The sequence below is a fragment of the Streptomyces sp. Z423-1 genome (assembly GCF_013009255.1).
Lineage (GTDB): Bacteria > Actinomycetota > Actinomycetes > Streptomycetales > Streptomycetaceae > Streptomyces > Streptomyces gossypiisoli.
The window spans coordinates 7,304,543-7,321,677 of record NZ_CP053109.1 but is presented as its reverse complement, the minus strand read 5'-3'; the positions used below and the strand labels follow the sequence as shown (position 1 = coordinate 7,321,677).

The window sequence follows — 17,135 nt, the reverse complement described above, 5'->3', positions numbered from 1 at the left end:
ACCCAGTTGAGGAAGCGGTACATGACTGCACCAGCACAACAGCGCGTTCGGCACCGGCGCCGGGTCACCCGGCGGCGGGCCGTGATCGGCGGAGTGGCCGCGCTCGCCGTCACCGGCGCGGCCTTCGCGACCACGTCGCTGCTGTCCACCGCCGGCGCTGCGTCCGCCTGGCCGACCGCCAAGGGCACCAAGGCCGTGAGCAGCACGATCTCCGTCTCGGGCACGTACGACGGCGGGTACAAGCGTTTCCACGGGAGTGGCGCACTGGGCGGGTCCGGCCAGGACGAGGGCCAGGACCCGATCTTCAAGCTCAAGGACGGCGCGGTCCTGAAGAACGTGATCCTGGGTTCCCCGGCCGCCGACGGCATCCACTGCATGGGCAGTTGCACGCTGCAGAACGTGTGGTGGGAGGACGTCGGCGAGGACGCGGCCACCTTCAAGGGCAAGTCGGCGTCGGCCGTGTACACGGTGTACGGCGGCGGCGCGAAGAAGGCCGACGACAAGGTCTTCCAGTTCAACGGCGCGGGCAAGCTCGTCGTGACCAAGTTCCAGGTGTCGGGCTTCGGCAAGCTGGTGCGCACCTGCGGCAACTGCTCCACGCAGTACAAGAACCGCTCGGTGATCATCAACGACGTCGATGTCACCGCGCCGGGCACGTCGATCGTCGGGATCAACGCCAACTTCGGCGACACGGCCGCCCTGCGCAAGGTGCGGATCCACGGCGACAGCGGCAAGAAGATCAAGCCGTGCACGCGCTTCCAGGGCAACAACACCGGCGCCGAGCCCAAGGTACTCGGCACGGGCCCGGACGGCACACACTGCCGGTACACCGCCTCCGACCTCACCTACAAGTGAGCCTCAACGCCCCCGCCGGTGACGGCGGGGGCGTACGCGCCCCTGGGGGCGCGAGCGAAAAGCTTTCGAAATTTTCGCTCCCCGGCCATCCCATACGCAGCGATTGACCCACTGTCCCGCACCGGTGACACTCCGAGGGCACGTCATCCAACAGAATCCCCCAGACTCCCACAGGACGTCCCATGAGCCGCCGTCGTGCCGCCTTCCTGCTCCCGTTCCTGGCCCTCCTCCTCGCCCTGCTGCACGCCCCACCCGGTGCCGCCGACCCAGGAGACCCCCGCGTGAAAGACCCGAAGTACGCCGGTTATCTCTTCGCCTACTTCACCGGCGAGGGCACCGCCGACGGCGAGCAGATCCGTTACGCCCTCAGCCGCGGCAACGACCCGCTGCACTGGCGGGAGCTGAACGCCGGTAAGCCGGTGCTCACCTCCACCATCGGGGAGAAGGGCCTGCGCGACCCGTTCGTGATCCGCTCCCCCGAGGGCGACAAGTTCTACATGATCGCGACCGACCTGCGCATGTACCGCAACTCCAGCGGCAGCTGGGACCACGTCCAGCGGCACGGCAGCAAGTCCATCATGGTCTGGGAGTCGACCGACCTGGTCCACTGGACCGACCAGCGCCTGGTGAAGGTGTCCCCGGACAACGCGGGCAACACCTGGGCGCCGGAGGCCTACTGGGACGACTCGCTCGGTGCGTACGTCGTCTTCTGGGCGTCGAAGCTGTACGCCGCCGACGACCCGGACCACACCGGATCGACGTACAACAGGATGATGTACGCGACGACGAAGGACTTCCGCACCTTCAGCGAGCCGAAGGTCTGGAGCGACCCCGGTTACTCGGTGATCGACTCGACCGTCGTCGAGCACAAGGGCACGTACTACCGCTACACCAAGGACGAGCGGAACCCCAGCTCCTCCAGCCCCTGCTCGAAGTTCATCACGGGCGAGAAGTCGCGCACGCTCACCTCGACCGCCTACGACTTCGTCTCCGACTGCATAGGCAAGGGCGCGATGGACCGCGGCGAGGGACCGACGGTCTTCAAGTCCAACACCGAGGAGAAGTGGTACCTGTTCATCGACGAGTACGGCGGCCGCGGCTACCTCCCCTTCGAGACGACCGACCTCGACTCGGGCCGCTGGACACCGTCGACGAACTACCAGCTGCCCGCCAGCCCCCGGCACGGCACGGTCATCCCGGTGACGCAGCAGGAGTACGACCGGCTGCTCGCCGCGTACCCGGTGAGCCCGGCGTCGGTCGTGGACGCGACGGCGAAGGACCAGAAGGGGTACGCGATCGTCACCGAGTCGGCGTCGAAGGTCGTGCTGCCGATGCAGCCCGACGCGGATCTGCGGCGCCTCGCCCCGAAGCTGTGGGTCGGTGAGGGCGCCGAGGTCAGCCCCCGCTCCGGCACCCGGCGTGACTTCCGCAAGCCGCAGACGTACACGGTGACGGCCGCCGACGGCACGCAGCGCACCTGGACGGTCGAGGCGGTCCGCACCCGCAGCCCGCTGCTGCCCGGCCTGAACGCCGACCCCGACGTCAGGTACATGGACGGCCGTTACTGGATCTACCCGACCACGGACGGCTTCCCCGGCTGGAGCGGCACGCAGTTCAAGGCGTACTCGTCGAAGGACCTGGTCCACTGGAAGGACCACGGCGTCATCCTCGACCTGGGACCGGACGTCTCCTGGGCCGACCGTAACGCCTGGGCGCCCGCGATCGCGGAGCGAGACGGCACGTACTACTTCTACTTCTGCGCCGAACAGCAGATCGGCGTGGCGGTCGCCGATTCCCCCGCCGGCCCGTTCAAGGACGCCCTCGGCAAACCTCTCGTGCCCAAGGGCCAGTTGAGCGGCCAGATGATCGACCCGTCGGTGTTCACCGACGACGACGGCACGTCGTATCTCTACTGGGGCAACGGCCGCGGATACGTCGTGCCGCTGAACGACGACATGGTGTCCTACGACCCGGCCGAGGTACGGGACATCACCCCGGCGAACTTCCGTGAGGGCGCCTTCGTCGTGAAACGGCAGGGAACCTACTACTACATGTGGTCCGAGGACGACACCCGCAGCGAGAACTACCACGTGGCCTACGCGACGGGCCCGTCCCCGCTCGGCCCGTGGACCAAGCGCGGCACGATCCTGCAGAAGCGGCCCGAGTACGGCATCCTCGGCACCGGCCACCACTCCGTGGTGAACGCCCCCGGCACCGACGACTGGTACATCGTCTACCACCGCTTCGGCCTGAACGGCCCCGGTCGGCCGGGCGGCGACGGCACACACCGCGAGACCAGCGTCGACCGCATGGAGTTCGCGGCCGACGGGACGATCAAGCCGGTGGTGCCGACGCTGGAGTCGATCAGGCCCGTACGGCGGTAGCAGTCACCGGACGGCGTCGAGCCACGCGAAGACCTCGTCCTGCATCCGGTCGGTGAAGACGTGGCCCGGCTCGGGCCACGTCTTCAGCCGCATGGGCTCCTCTGCGGGGTCCCGGCCGACGTCGTTCGTGAGGCCGAGGCCGAGGCCGCCGGCGATCTCGTTCAGGCGGGCACCTGCCCGAAGCGGACGCGCGGGGCGCGGTGGGCTCGCCGGCCGCCCCGGCGCATCTCAGCACGCCTCCGGAGGCCGCCAGTCGCCGAGCCAGGTCGCACGGTTCGCGGACTCGGCCTGCTCGTCGGCGAGCTGGGGCCGGTTCTCGGGGACCGTGACGACGGCGCCGGGTCCGGTGTTGCGGTACTCGGCGAAGCGCTGGTCCTGCCAGGGGTGGGCGTCCCGCATGTTGGCATAGGGCGCGACCGCGTCGATGCCCGGGCCCAGCCAGGTGTCGCGCACCGTGAGCATCGGACGGGCGGTGGTGCTGGAGCTGGGCACCCACGGGCGGGCCAGCTTGTAGTAGCCGTCCGGGGCCTCGCTGCTGACGCGGCCGCGCGTCACGAGGTAGCCGTGCGGGTTGGCGGCCTCCGTGGAGGGGGCGAAGACGAAGCCGTACGGGGCGCCGGACAGGTCGGTGCGGTTCAGGGTGCGGAAGTGGCAGTGCTCGAAGACGGCCGTGGCCCGGCCGAAGACGAAGTCGACGTCGCCCTCGACATAGCAGTGCGAGAAGAACTGGCGGGCGAAGACGCTCGCCGCGTTGGAGTCGGAGTACAGGGTGTCCTGGTGGCCGAGGAAACGGCAGTGGTGGAAGGCCGAGCGGTCGCCCTGCACCTTGATGGCGACGGCCTGGGTGCCGCTGATCTCGGGGTGCTCCTCGCGCAGGAAGTCGTTGGCGAAGGTGATCCGGTGGGCGGTGAAGCCGTCGCCCCGGACGGTGGTGGTGGCCGAGCCGGTGGTGCCGTAGGTCCCCGAGCCGTCGGGCTTGGGCGTGCCGGCCGCGTTGTCGTAGACGATGACGACGTCACGGGGACCGTCGCCGGCGCCGAGCCAGGTCATCTCCGTGCGGGAGCGGTCGACGGAGACCGTCTCCCGGTAGGTGCCCGGCGCGATGACGAGGGTCCAGCCGCTGCCTCCGACGGCGGTCACGGCGGCCTGGACGGAGGTGAAGTCGCCCCGGCCGGACGGGTCGACGTACAGGGTTCGCGCGTTCAGGCGCGCGGACGGGGCGCCGTAGCGGCCGAACGGGCGGGGTGCCGCGGCGGCTCGCGCGGGGGCCTGCGCGAGGCCGAGTGCGGCGCCGGCACCGGCGGTCGCCAGCAGGAAACCCCTTCTGGACAGGGAAAGCGGGAGGCGGCGGGGTGAGGCCATGTGGGCGTTCCTTCGCAGTGCGAGTCGTTCTGGGGGTGTCGGGTTCTTCCTCGCCGTGGGGGGTGCGGGGCCGGGGCGGCGGGTGCGCCCCGGCCCGGGGGCGCTCAGGTCAGCACAGGCGGCCGGCGCCCGCGCGGTGGTCGACGAGCCACGGGATCGCTCGCGGCGAGTGGACCTGTGTGCGCAGGGTCGGCTTCCAGCCGGCGCCGGACTGCAGGGTCTCCTCGGGGATCTCCGCGTTGTGCACGGCGATCAGGTCGGTGAGCCTGCCGTTGACGTAGTTGTTCTCGGCGGTCAGCGGCGCCTCCTTCCACTTCTTCAGGATCTTGGCCGCGCTGACCCCCCGCGCCAGCGAGAAGGCGTTGTCCGTGGCGTGCAGCCGCGACTCGATGCCGATGCCGAAGACGTAGCCGAACGGCTGGTCCTTGGTCACCACGAAGTGGTTGTTGTACGAGTCGACCTGCCCGAACCGCACGCGCGGCGCGCGCTCGACGATGCCCTCGAAGCGGTTGTGGTGCAGGGTGACCTTGAGCTTGCCGGCATCGTCCGCGGCGGCGCTGTCGCTGTTGCCGATCAGCATGGTCTTGTCGTGGTCCTCGAAGGAGTTCCAGGACACGGTCACGTAGTTGGCGCCGCGCACGATGTCGAGCAGCCCGTCGTGCTGCTGGTAGACCTTGCCGAAGTACTTCGGCAGGGAGCTGTCGGGGTAGCGGCCGTCGGTGAGGGTGTTGTGGTCGACCCACACATGGGTGGAGCCGTAGACGACGACACCGTCGTACTCGGAGTTCCAGGCGCCGGTCCCGTTGTCGTCGGTCGGGTCCCACTGCGGGAAGCAGTCGATCGGGGCCTCGATGGTGAGGTTGCGCAGAATGACGTTGTCCACGCCCTTGATCTGCAGGCTGCCGCCGAGAATCCCGGCGTTCTCCCCGACTCCGACGATGGTGGTGTTGGAGGGGACGCTCACCTTGATGGCCTTGCCCTGGTTGTCCGCGGACGCGTCCCGCAGGTCCTCCTGCTCCCCGCTGACCGGGGTGTCGTGGCCCCAGACGGCGGGGTCGTAGTCGGCGAGGTACTGCTGGAAGTCGTAGCCCTCGGCCTCGAAGGCCTCGCAGCCCTGGGCCACGGCGTCGATCATCCCCTTGACCTTGATGATCTTCGGGGCGTCACCGCCGGCCTTCAGGGCCGCCTTGAACTCCTCCCAGGTGGTGACGGTGTGGACGTGCTCGGCGTCCGCGGCCGAGCCACCCGTCGTGCCCGTGCCCTGAGAGGCCCAGCCGTCCTTCGCGGCGAGTACCTCACGGCCGAGGTCCCGGCCGCCCGCCTGCGCGGTGGTACCGGTCAGGGACAGCACCAAAGCGGTGCATCCGACGAGCGCGGCGGCCCTCACTGTGGCATGCCCATGCCACCTCTGTGCGTTCATGATGCGGCTCTCCTTGTACAGGAATGGGGGTGGGTCAGGCGGTGGCCTCGGGCCAGGTGATCCAGGACTCCGGGATGTCGTCGTCCAGCCGGCGCACGTCTCGCGGCGCCAGCACCCGGGTGCGCAGCAGTTCCCGCACCACCAGCCGCGCCACGGCGATCGCGCCGGGCGGGTTGAAGTGCGTGTTGTCCTGCTCGGTCTCGGTCCAGTTGAAGTACTTCTTCGTCTCCTCGACGCCGAGCTCCTGCCACAACGCGATGGACAGGGCCTGGATGTCGAGCAGCGCCACGCCCTCCTCCGCGGCGAGCGCCCGCATCGCCGCGGGGTACTCGCCGTGGGACGGCCGGGCGTTGCCGTTCGCGTCGAACCTGCGGCGTTCCACGGACGTGGCCAGCACGGGGCGCGCGCCGCGTGCGCGGGCGCCGGCGATGTACAGCCGCAGGTGGTCCTGGTACGTCGTCCAGGGCTCGGTGTAGCGGGTGGGGTCATCGCGCTTGGCGTCGTTGTGGCCGAACTGGATCAGCAGGAAGTCGCCGGGGCGGATGGCCGCGAAAATGGCGTCGAGGCGGCCCTCGTCGACGAAGCTCTTCGAACTCCGGCCGTTCACGGCGTGGTTGGCGACCTTCAGGTCGTGGTGGAGGAAGAACGGCAGTGCCATGCCCCAGCCGGTCTCGGGGGCGGCGTCGGCGTACTTCTGGGCCGCGGTGGAGTCGCCGGCGATGTAGAGGGTGCGGGGGCGCGGGGGGCCGCCATAGGAGGGGGCGGTGGCGTGCGCGGGGGACGCGGCGGCGACGGGGATGGCGGCGATGAGCGCCGCGGCGGCGACCTGTCTGCGGGTGAGAGACACGAAGGTGACCTTTCGGAGCGGTGGTTCGGGTTCTTGCGTTCCGACCTCTTGCTTCGGGGTGTGGGGGGTTGGGGGCCGGCGGCGGGGCGCGATCGGTGTCCGCCGCCGGCCCGGTCCGGTGGGGGGTGGAGGAATCAGCGGGCCGGGGTCAGGCCTTCTGCTCGTTCCACTCCTTCTGGGCCTCGTTGAGCTGCTCGGCCATCGTGTCCAGGAAGTCCTTGGCGCTCATGTCGCCGAGCAGGACCTTCTGGAAGCCGGGCTCGTTGTCGGCCTTGGAGATGGTGTTCCAGTCCGGCAGGTAGTACGGCAGCTGGACGATGGTGGTGGAACCGTCGTTGAGGGCCTCGGCGGCGAGCTTGGTCGGCTCGGCCTTGGAGATCCAGGCGTCCTTGGCGGCTTCCGTGTTGGACGGGATGGCGCCGGCCGACTCGTTCCACTTGGAGTTGGACTCGTGCGAGGCGGCGAACTCGATGAACTTCCAGGCGGCCTCCTTGTTCTTGGAGGTCTTGAACAGGCCGAGACCGTCGACGGGGTTGGAGACCTGGACGCGCTTGCCGCCGGGACCGGTGGGCTGCGGGATGCCGCGGAACTTGTCGGTGCCGAGCGCCTTCACGTGGTCCTGATAGGAGCCCAGGTTGTGGTTGAGCATCCCGATCGTGCCGGAGTCCCACTGGGCGACCATCTTGGTGAAGTCGTTGTTCAGGTCGGCGGCCGGCGTGTACCTCTTGTACAGGCTGGCGTACTTCTCCAGCGCTTCGACGTTCTTCGCGTCGTTGACCGTGGTCTTCTCACCGCTCGCGTCCCAGAAGGACGTGATGCCGGACTGCCCGTACATCGCGTCCAGCGCCTGCGCGATGGAGCCCGCGCCGCCGCGGATGGTGTAGCCGAACTCGTTCTTCTTGACGTTGGTCAGCTTCTCGGCGGCCTCGTAGAACTTGTCCCACGTGGCGGGCGCGTCCAGGCCCGCCTTCTCGAACAGGTCGGTGCGGTAGTAGAGGGTGCCGTTGTTCGCTGAGGTCGGGATCGTGAACGTGTGCTCGTCGGAGCCGCCGGCCACCTTGACCGACTCGACCATGTCCTCGTTGAGCTTGCCGTTGAGGGAGGACTTGGCCAGACGGCCCTCCAGCGGCTCCAGCGCGTCCTGCGCCGCGATGCCCGCGAGCATGGCGGCGCCGACGCCGCCGACGTCGGGCAGGCCGCCGCCCTGGATGGCGGTGTCGTACTTCGACTGCACCTCGGTGGAGGGGATCCCGACGTACTCGACCTGGATGTCCGGGTTCGCCTTCTCGAAGTCGGTGATGATCTCCTTCCAGATGTCGGTGCGGACACCGCCGTTGTTGTCCCAGAAGACGATCTTCCCGGTGCCGCTGCCCTCGGCCCCCTCACCACCCCCGCCGCTGCCGTCGTCGCCGCAGGCGGTGGCGGTCAGGGCGAGCACGGCCCCCAGGGCGACGGCAGCCGACGTCCGGCGCCTTCCTGTGCTGGTGCTGCGATTGCTGATCTTCATTGGTCGGCTCTCTTCTTCTGGATCCAACGGAGAGGTGCGGGTGTGGGGGTCAGTGCCGGTCGTACGGCGCCCAGCCGTCCGACCCGTTCAGGTAGTGGGCGACGGTGTACGACCGTGCCTCGGCGTCACTCAGCTGCGGCCGGTCCTCCGTCACGGCCGCACCGGGCCCGTAGTTGCCGTACTCGGCGAACCGTGCGTCCTTCCAGGAGAAGCCGCTCATGTCGGTCCACGGCGAGGCCTTGATCGCGGCCGGCAGCTCCGTGTCCCGGATCAGCACCTGAGCGATCGCGTCCGGCTGGCCGCCCGGGTGCCAGGGCCGCCCCAGGTGGAACGATCCGGCGGGTGCGTCGCTCACGATCCTCGACCGGGTGATCAGGAACCCATAGGGGTTGTCCTTCCAGGTCGAGGCGGCGGTGATGTAGCCGTTGTTCGTCGTCGATCCCCGGCTCAGCGCCCGGATCACCGACTGCTCGATGACCGTGGTGGCCCGCCCGTAGACGAAGTCGACGTCGCCCTCGATGTACGAGTCGCGGATGTAGACCCGGCTGACGGTGGTCAGCCTGGGGCTGTCGGTCATCAGGGTGTCCTGGTTGCCCAGGAAGGCGGTGTCCTCGAAGACGATCCGGTCGCCGGTCGTCTTCACCGCCAGCGCCTGCTCGCCCCTCAGCTCGTGCGCCGCCTCGTCGAAGTCGTTGCTGAAGGTGAGGTGGCGCGCGGTGACGTCGTTCGCGGCGATCCGTACGGTCGCGCTCCCGGTGGAGCCGCCGTACTCGGCGGGTGTGTCGTAGACGATGACCGTGTCTGAGCGGTCCTGTCCAGTCCCCTGCAGCAGGATCTTCGGCTTGTCCGCGGGAACGACCACCTTCTCGCGGTACGTGCCGGGCGCGACCGCGATGGTCACGGGCACGTCGTTGCCGGCCGGCACGGCGTCCACGGCCGACTGCACGGTCGGGTACGCACCGGGGACGTGCAGCGTCACCGCGTCGCCGATCCGCCGCTGCGGGCCGGAGAACCGCTTGACCAGCGCGGGGACGGCCGCGGCCGGGTCGAGGCGGTAGTCGTAGAACGCCCGCGGATCGAAGGCGTCACCCCAGGCGTCGTGCCGCCCCGTGGTGTTCGTCAGGATCGAGCCGCGCTGTACCAGCTCGGCGGTGGCATCGGCCTGATAGGGGTGCTGGACACCGTCGTAGTAGCTGTTCTCGATGACCATCTCGGTCCGGCCGCGCGCCCAGCTGCCGTACGTCCACTGCGGATCGCCGTCGGCCACCTGGTTCGAGAAGTAGTTGTTGTACAGATGCGCGTAGGCGCAGTTGTCGGCGGACGGATTGCGCTGTTTCGTTCCCGTGAACCAGTTGTGGTCGATGGTGATCTGGGTGGTGACGTTGTCCGTCCAGCCGATGCCGAACGCCTTGTTGTGGTCGGCGAACTGGTTGTAGGAGACGGTGATGTACTCGCTGTCCTTGCGCACGTCGAGCAGCCCGTCGCCCATGTGCGTGAAGCGGTTGTGGTCGATCCAGACGTGGTGGACGGAGTCCATCTGGATGGCGTCGAAGTCGGTCGTCTTGCCGTCCCAGTCGCCCTCGACGTAGGAGTCCCGGATCGTCAGATTGCGGATGATGACGTTGTGGGTGCCGGGTTTGAGGTGCAGCTCGCCGTGCACGATCTCGCCGGTGTCGCCCACGCCGATGAGGGTCTTGTCGGACGCCACCACGATGTCCGAGCCGAAGGGTTCGACGGCGATCGAGCCCTTGACACGGATGACGTACGGTTCCTCGGCCGCCGCGTATCGGGCCAGCGAAGCCTGGTCGGTGACGGTGACGACCTTGCCGCCCGCGCCTCCGGTGGTGCCGCCGGCGAGGGAGGCGAACCCGTGCGGCCGGTCGGTGAAGCGGTCGGCGGTCGTGGTGGCCGGCGTGGTCGGCGCCGTCTTCTCGGTGGGGGCGGCGGCCTTCGCCTCCCCCACCGTCCCCAGGGCCAGGGCGGCGACCAGGCCGAGCACGGCGGCCATGGTTCTGCCAGATCCCGGCAAGCGCTTGCTACGGAGGTGCGTCATTGCGGCTCCCAACAGGCGGGGTGTGATGGGTTACAGGGGTCTGATCCGGAAGTGCGTAAAGGTCGCCGCGCCGGCGTGTCCCGGACCGGCGGGCGCGAGGGCGAACAGGCCGAGCAGGGCACCGACCCAGCGCCACGGGGTGGCGGCGAAGACCTGACCGGAGGGACGGAAGCCGTCCCCGACGTCGTAGGAGAAGCGGCAGCGCGCCCCGGCGCCGATCTCGATGCGCAGCCGGGCCCGCCCCTCGGGGGCGAGGCGCGGATGGTCGGCGTCCCGTTCCCTCCCCCGCTGCCCTGAAGGCGTGGGAGGTGCCCCCATCGCGACCGCCTCGGCGAACCGGTGCACCAGGTGCACGGTCCCGTCCGCGCCCCGCTGGAGCCCGATCCAGCCGAACGCGTCCCCGAGGACCGCGAGTCCGGCCCGCGCCCCCGGCTCCTCGCTGTCGAGGCACAGGTCGACCTCGACCGTGCAGGGGGTGCCGGGCAGCCTCTGCGTGAGCACGTTCGGCAGTGTGCGCAGGTCGTGCGCGTCGGCCGAGCGGACGCAGGTCAGTCGCAGCCCGTCCCCGGAGTGCTGGGTGGCCCAGCCGTCCTGGGGATTGGCCGTCCACTGCCACTGGCGGCCGTGGCGGCCGCCGGGGAAGTCGTCGTCGGTGGCGGGCGCGGCGGGCGGCTGCGGCGGCAGGTCGGGCCGCTGGTGCACGGCGACGGGGGCGCCGTCGTCGCCCAGCACCGGCCAGCCGTCCGGGCCCCAGCGCATCGGCTGGAGGTGGACGACCCGGCCGTAGGCGCCGCGCTGCTGGAAGTGCAGGAACCAGTCCTCGCCGGACGGGGTGCGCACCCAGCCGCCCTGGTGCGGCCCGTTGACGTCGGTGTCCTTCTGCTCAAGTACGACCTTCTCCTCGTACGGCCCGAAGAAGCCGCGCGAGCGGAAGGCGCCCTGCCAGCCGGTCTCCACTCCCCCGGCGGGGGCGAAGATCCAGAACCAGCCGTCGTGCCGGTAGAGCTTGGGGCCTTCGAGGGTGAACCAGCCGGGAATGCGGTCGCCGTCGACGATCACCTTGCCGTCGTCGAGGAGTGCGGTGCCGTCGGGGTGCATGCGGTGGCCGGTGAGGCGGTTCTTGATGCCGGAGCGGGACTTGGCCCAGGCGTGGACCAGGTAGGCCTCGCCGGTCTCGTCGTCCCACAGGGGGCAGGGGTCGATCAGGCCCTTGCCCTCCTTCAGGAGGTGGGGGCGGGTCCAGGGGCCCCGGATCGCGGGGGCGTTGATCTGGAAGACGCCCTGGTCGGGGTCGCCCCAGAAGATCCAGAAGCGGTCGTCGTGATACCTCAGCGAGGGTGCCCAGACGCCGCAGTCGTGGCGGGGCCCCGCGAACTCCTCCGCCGGTTCGAGGCGTTGCAGGGCGTGCCCGACCAGGGTCCAGTTGACCAGGTCGCGGGAGTGCAGCAGCGGCAGGCCGGGGGCGCGGCCGAAACTGGAGGCGGTCAGGTAGAAGTCGTCGCCGACGCGCACGACGTCCGGGTCGGACCAGTCGGCGTCGAGGATCGGGTTGCGGTACGTGGCATCGGTCTGCTCGGCGCTCACGGGCTCACCGCCTTCCGGACGAGGGTCGCGGCCTGCTCCCGGTCGAGGCGGCCGTCGGCGACGACGGTGACGATCCGGCGGACGGCGGTCTCGCCGGGCGCGACCGGCAGCCGCTCGTCGTACGCCAGGGACGAGCCGACGCCCGGGTACTCGGCGGTGCGCACGAACCACGGGTCGTGCCTGGTCCGCTCGGTGGCCCCGGCGAAGACGAGCGTCCAGCCGCCCCCGACCAGCGCGAGCCAGTCGGCGCGCCTGCCGTGCACCCCGGCCTCGCCCTCGGTGCCGGCCGTGAAGACGTCCGGGGCCTCGGCCTCCTTGCGCGCCCGCCAGAAGAACCCGCCGTACGCGGCGCCCGGGCGCCCGTTCGTCGCCGGGCTGCCGATCGACAGCCGGCCCTGCGTGACGTTGGTGAGGGAGAAGGTGAAGTCGAGCGCCCAGGCGGTGTCGGTGAGTTCGGTGGCCGCGACCGTGCGGCGCTCGCGCAACAACTCGGTGCCCGCCGCCACCCAGCGCAGCTCCTCGACGAAGCCGTCGGGGTCGCGCAGCTGGAAGGCGCTGTGCCGCTGGGAGCCGTGGTTGTCCAGTTCGGTCGGGCCCTGGTCGCGCACGAAGGTGCGTCCGCCCCAGAAGTTGTGCCCCTCGACGTCGGGGACGGCGACACCGACGCCGAGGTGGTGTGCGTGGTCGGCGGGGCCGAGTTCGGTGACCGCCGTGCCGGCCAGGGTGGTGACGGGGTGCAGATAGGGCCGCGGGGACAGGCGCGCGGGCAGCTCGGGCCGGGTGACGTACCGGCCGACCGGTCGGCCCGCGACGCGCAGGACAGCGGTGTCGTCGCTGGTCATCGGGTGCTCACCTCTTTCCGGCGTGCGGGCGGGAGCGCCCAGGGGGCACCTAGCTCGGAGTACAGGGAGAGGGTGTCGGCGGCGGCCGCGACGAGTCCGTCGATGCCGGGCACGACCCGGCGGTTCTCGCCGGGGATCCGGTGCCAGGCGGTCTCGGGCAGCGGGGCCGGGTCGGGGGCCTGCCGGATCGCCTCGACGACCCTCATGAAGGCGCCCGTCTCGTCCGGGGTGACGAGGAGGTCGGCGCCGGTGGTGAGGTGCGCGACGAGGTTCTCCAGCAGGTCGGTGCGGCCGTACTCGAACTCCTCCGGGCCGTGGTCGGCGCGCTGGAGCAGCACGCGGTCCTGCTTGTACCACAAGGTGATCCGGCCGCTGCTGCCGTGCACCAGGACGTACGGCTCGTCCGCGCGCTCGGCGCACAGGGTCACGGCGACGGTGACCGGGTGGCCCTGGGCGGTGGTGATCCGGACGCAGGAGGTGTCGTCGGACTCGATGGCGTTGGCGCGCAGCAGCTCGGTTTCGATGCCGGTGACGTCCTCGGCGCGGCTGCTCCCGCCGAGCGCGAGGCCGGTGGCGACGGCGTGCGCGAGGGGGTTGGTCAGTGCCCCGTCGACCACGTCGGCGCCGTTCAGCCGCCGCTTGCCCGCCCAGGGCGCCCGGCGGAAGTAGTCCTCGTCGCGCACCCAGGCCCCGGCCCCGCCGAGCCCGACCAGCTGGCCGATCACGCCCCGGTCGACCAGTTCGCGGATGGCGGGCAGGGCGTGCGAGCCCAGCGACTGGAACCCGATCTGGCAGGCGACACCGGCCTCGGCGACCCCGTCGGCCATGCGGCGGTACTCGGCGTAGGAGGGGGCGGGCGGCTTCTCCAGCAGGATGTGCACGCCCCGCTCGGCCGCCGTGAGCGCCAGGTCGGTGTGGGTCGGGATCGGCGTGCAGATGACGGCGATCCGGGCGCCGGTGGACTGCAGCAGGGCACCGAAGTCGGCGGACTGCTCGGGGAGCCGGCCGCCGAACTCCTCCTCGGTCAGCGGGGTCAGCTCGCAGATGCCGACCAGCCGGACCAGGCCCTTGCGCTGCAGGCGGCGGATGTTCTCGACGTGCCAGCGGCCGTGGCCGCGGGCACCGGCGAGGACGACGGGCAGGGGTGTGCTCATGGGATCCTCCCCGCTCCCGCGCCGCGGGCCACCGCTCGGTCGGCCGCCGCGGCGCTGTCGATCGCTGTGTGCAGGGTCGGCGTCCAGCCGACGTCGGCGGTCAGATCGCGCTCGCTGCCCGAGTTGTAGGCGTTGTGGATGGCGAGCAGGTCGACCGGATAGCCGTTGAAGAGGGTGCCGGTCTGGTGCAGGGCGCTGCCGTTCCAGCTCTTGACCAGGTCGGCGGCCTCGACGTGGCCGGGTGTGGTGAAGGCGTTGTTCTCGGCGTAGACGGCGGACTCGGTGCCGATGCCGAGGGAGTAGCGGTAGGGCGTGCCGTCGGGGACGACGTACCGGTTGTTGTAGACGTGCACCTGGCCGAAGCGGACGCGTGGGGCGCGCTGGACGACCGAGGTGAACTCGTTGTGGTGCAGGGTGACGCGGAGCCTGCCGCGGTCGCCGGTGGCCGAGTCGCTGTTGCCGATGAGCATCGCCTTGTCGTGGCCCGCGAACCGGCTCCAGGAGACGGTGATCAGGTCGGAGGCGTTGGTGATGTCCAGCAGGCCGTCGTGGCGCAGGTAGTTCCGGGCGAAGTAGGTGGGCTCCGCCGCGTCGGGGTGGCCCTTGTCGGACAGGGTGACGTGGTCGATCCACACATGCGTGGCGCCGCGCAGCCAGATGTTGTCGTAGGCCGTCTTCCAGTCGCCGAGGCCGCCGGTGTTGGGCTGCCACACGGGGAAGCAGTCGTAGGCGTCGCGCAGGTCGAGGTTGCGGATGATGACATTGTCCGCGCCCTTGAGCTGGAGGCTGGCGCCCTTGAGGACCGCCTTGTCGCCGAGCCCGACGAGGGTGGTGTTGGAGCCGACGGTCAGCTCGACGCGTTCGGCCTGCTTCGCCGCCGAGGCCCGGCGGGCCTCCTCCTGCGGGCCGCTGGGCCTGGCCGAGCCCCAGGTGCGGGGGTCGTAGGCGGCCAGGTACGTCTTCAGGCTGTAGCCGTCGGTGGCGTAGTCGGCGCAGTCGAGCGGGCGGCCCTGGTCGTCGGTGTTGGCGTCGATCGTGCCCACGACCTTGATGATCTTCGGGGTGTCGCTGCCGCCGTCCAGGGCGCGGACCAGTTCGGCGCGGTCGGTGACGGTGTACACGTGGTCGTCGTCGGCCGCGGACCCGCCGGTGGTACCGGTGCCGTGCGCGGCCCAGCCGTCGTGGGCGGGCAGGGTGTCGCGGCTGATGTCCCGGGCCTCGGCGTGCGCGGGCACGCACAGCAGCCCCAGCAGACCGGCCGCCATGGCGAGGTGACGTGCTCTCATCATCCCTTCACCGCCCCCGCGCTGAAGCCGGTGATCAGCCACTTCTGGATGAAGGCGAACACGATCACCACGGGCACGGCCGCGATGATGCCGCCGGCGGCGAGGGCGCCGAGGTCGACGCTGTCCGCGCCCATCAGGGTGTTGAGGCCGACCGGGATGGTCTGCTTCTGCTGGTTGTTGAGGAACATCAGGGCGAACAGGAAGTGGTTCCAGGAGTGCACGAAGGCGAAGGAACCGACGGCGATCAGTCCGGGCCGCAGTAGCGGCAGGACGACGATCCGGAAGGCCTTGAACCGGTTGCAGCCGTCGACCCAGGCGGCCTCTTCCAGGGAGTACGGCACGTTCTTGATGAAGTTGCTGATCAGGATCATCGACAGCGGCAGCTGGAAGACCGTCTCGGCGATGATGACGCTGCCCAGCGAGTTGATCATCTGCAATTCGGCGAAGATCTCGAACAGCGGGACCAGCAGCAGCGCGCCGGGCACGAACTGGGAGCACAGCAGCGCCAGCATGAAGAGCTGCTTGATCCGGAAGTTGAACCGGGCGAGGGCGTAGCCGCCTGCCAGCGCGACCAGGGTCGTCATCACCAGCGTGGCGATGCCGACGAGCACGCTGTTCTGGAAGTAGACGCCGAAGCTGCGCTCCGTCCACACCTTCTCGAAGTGGTCGAAGGTCATCGGCCACGGGACCAGCGAGGTGGAGCCGGCCGGGCGCAGCGAGAACAGCAGGATCCAGTAGAACGGGATCAGAGTGAAGACGAGGTAGATGCCGAGCGGCAGGTAGATCTGCCAGCGGGGCGCCTCGTCCCAGGCGCGGCGGGACGTACGCACCGGCCGCGGCGGTTCGGGAGCGGCGGGCGCGGGGGCGGGCGCGGCCTTGGCGGCCACCTTGGTGCTCACTTGTTCTCGCCTCCGAACTTGCTCAGCCGCAGATAGACGATCGAGCAGAAGAGCAGGATCACGAACGCGACCGTGGTCAGGGCCGACGCGTAGCCGAAGTTGTGGGACTCGACGCTGGTGCTGGCGACGTACAGCGGCAGCGTCGTGGTGACGCCCGCGGGTCCGCCGCCGGTCAGCGTGTAGAGCAGGTCGACGTTGTTGAACTCCCACACCGCGCGCAGCAGCGTGGACAGGATGATGGCGTCCTTCAGGTGCGGCAGGGTGATGTGCCAGAACTGCTTGATCCGGCTGGCCCCGTCGACCTCGGCGGCCTCGTAGAGGTCCTTCGAGACGGACTGGAGGTCGGCGAGGATGAGGATCGCGAAGAAGGGCACACCGCGCCACAGGTCGGCGACGATCGCGGCCCAGAACACCGTCCCGGTGTCCGACAGCCAGCTGGTGCCGTAGGAGCCGATGCCGACGTCGGCGAGGTAACGGGTGATGCCGGTCTGGGAGTTGTACAGCAGCACCCAGATCGCGGAGGTCAGCACGCCGGAGACGGCCCACGGGGAGAAGACCAGGGCGCGTCCCAGGCCCCGGCCGACGAAGGTCTGGTTGACGATGAGGGCCAGCGCGAGGCCGAACAGCAGTTGCAGACCCACCTCGACGAAGACCCACTTGGCGCTGAAGACGAGACTGTCCCAGAACAGCGGGTCGTCGGTGAAGATGCGGACGAAGTTGTCGAAGCCCGTGAATCCGTTCCGCCACGGCTTGGTGGGGTTGTACTCCTGCAGGCTGTAGTAGAAGACGCTGAGCACCGGGTAGGCGATGAACCCCAGCATCAGGACGGCCGCCGGGGCGATCAGCAGGTACGGCAGTCTGCGCGGCGTGGCGGAGGTACGGCGCCGCCTCGGTGGCGCGGGCGGTTTCGCCACGGCTGCGGCTTGGGCCATGACTGTTCTC

The 17,135-nt window shown here is 70.1% G+C and carries 13 protein-coding genes; 2 read left to right on the top strand and 11 right to left on the bottom strand.

The features are described 5' to 3' along the window. Positions 1 to 21: 21 nt before the first annotated feature. Both HJD23_RS32955 and HJD23_RS32950 read left to right on the top strand, forming a co-directional pair. Positions 22 to 855 carry a pectate lyase gene (locus HJD23_RS32955; RefSeq protein WP_171113609.1) on the top strand — a complete coding sequence of 278 codons (834 nt, stop codon included), beginning with the start codon at positions 22 to 24 and terminating at the stop codon, positions 853 to 855. A 182-nt stretch (positions 856 to 1,037) separates the two neighbouring features. After that, the gene (locus tag HJD23_RS32950; protein ID WP_171113608.1) at positions 1,038 to 3,239 is read left to right on the top strand and encodes a family 43 glycosylhydrolase; all 2,202 of its coding nucleotides are present in this window, start codon (positions 1,038 to 1,040) and stop codon (positions 3,237 to 3,239) included. A gap of 228 nt (positions 3,240 to 3,467) precedes the next feature. Here HJD23_RS32950 and HJD23_RS32945 read toward each other — a convergent pair whose 3' ends face one another. The 11 genes from HJD23_RS32945 to HJD23_RS32895 form a co-directional block, all read right to left on the bottom strand. After that, positions 3,468 to 4,601: a pectinesterase family protein gene (locus HJD23_RS32945; protein WP_171134098.1), complete on the bottom strand. Its 1,134-nt coding sequence runs from the start codon at positions 4,599 to 4,601 to the stop codon at positions 3,468 to 3,470. Positions 4,602 to 4,710: 109 nt separating this feature from the next. Beyond that, a complete protein-coding gene (locus tag HJD23_RS32940; RefSeq protein WP_171134097.1) occupies positions 4,711 to 6,021 on the bottom strand; it encodes a pectate lyase in 1,311 nt (436 codons plus the stop codon). 34 nt (positions 6,022 to 6,055) lie between these two features. After that, entirely contained in the window at positions 6,056 to 6,868 is an 813-nt protein-coding gene (locus HJD23_RS32935; protein ID WP_171116286.1) for a rhamnogalacturonan acetylesterase, read from the bottom strand. Between the two features lie 148 nt (positions 6,869 to 7,016). Beyond that, positions 7,017 to 8,375, bottom strand: a complete 1,359-nt coding sequence (locus tag HJD23_RS32930) for a sugar ABC transporter substrate-binding protein (protein ID WP_171116284.1) — start codon at positions 8,373 to 8,375, stop codon at positions 7,017 to 7,019. Between the two features lie 49 nt (positions 8,376 to 8,424). Further along, positions 8,425 to 10,383 (bottom strand): pectinesterase family protein, encoded by a 1,959-nt coding sequence (locus tag HJD23_RS32925; protein WP_240980870.1) that lies wholly within the window; start codon positions 10,381 to 10,383, stop codon positions 8,425 to 8,427. A gap of 75 nt (positions 10,384 to 10,458) precedes the next feature. Then, a complete protein-coding gene (locus HJD23_RS32920) occupies positions 10,459 to 12,012 on the bottom strand; it encodes a glycoside hydrolase 43 family protein (protein WP_171110811.1) in 1,554 nt (517 codons plus the stop codon). Then, positions 12,009 to 12,854, bottom strand: a complete 846-nt coding sequence (locus HJD23_RS32915; RefSeq protein ID WP_171110813.1) for a PmoA family protein — start codon at positions 12,852 to 12,854, stop codon at positions 12,009 to 12,011. The genes HJD23_RS32920 and HJD23_RS32915 overlap by 4 nt, the downstream gene beginning before the upstream one ends. After that, entirely contained in the window at positions 12,851 to 14,008 is a 1,158-nt protein-coding gene (locus HJD23_RS32910) for a Gfo/Idh/MocA family oxidoreductase (protein WP_171134095.1), read from the bottom strand. The genes HJD23_RS32915 and HJD23_RS32910 overlap by 4 nt, the downstream gene beginning before the upstream one ends. Continuing rightward, positions 14,005 to 15,297, bottom strand: a complete 1,293-nt coding sequence (locus HJD23_RS32905; protein WP_240980869.1) for a pectate lyase — start codon at positions 15,295 to 15,297, stop codon at positions 14,005 to 14,007. The genes HJD23_RS32910 and HJD23_RS32905 overlap by 4 nt, the downstream gene beginning before the upstream one ends. Next, positions 15,294 to 16,193 carry a carbohydrate ABC transporter permease gene (locus HJD23_RS32900; protein ID WP_141308890.1) on the bottom strand — a complete coding sequence of 300 codons (900 nt, stop codon included), beginning with the start codon at positions 16,191 to 16,193 and terminating at the stop codon, positions 15,294 to 15,296. Before HJD23_RS32900 ends, HJD23_RS32905 begins: the two co-directional genes overlap by 4 nt. Continuing rightward, complete coding sequence (locus HJD23_RS32895) at positions 16,190 to 17,125, bottom strand: sugar ABC transporter permease (protein ID WP_171108892.1); 936 nt, start codon at positions 17,123 to 17,125, stop codon at positions 16,190 to 16,192. Before HJD23_RS32895 ends, HJD23_RS32900 begins: the two co-directional genes overlap by 4 nt. Positions 17,126 to 17,135: the final 10 nt, after the last annotated feature.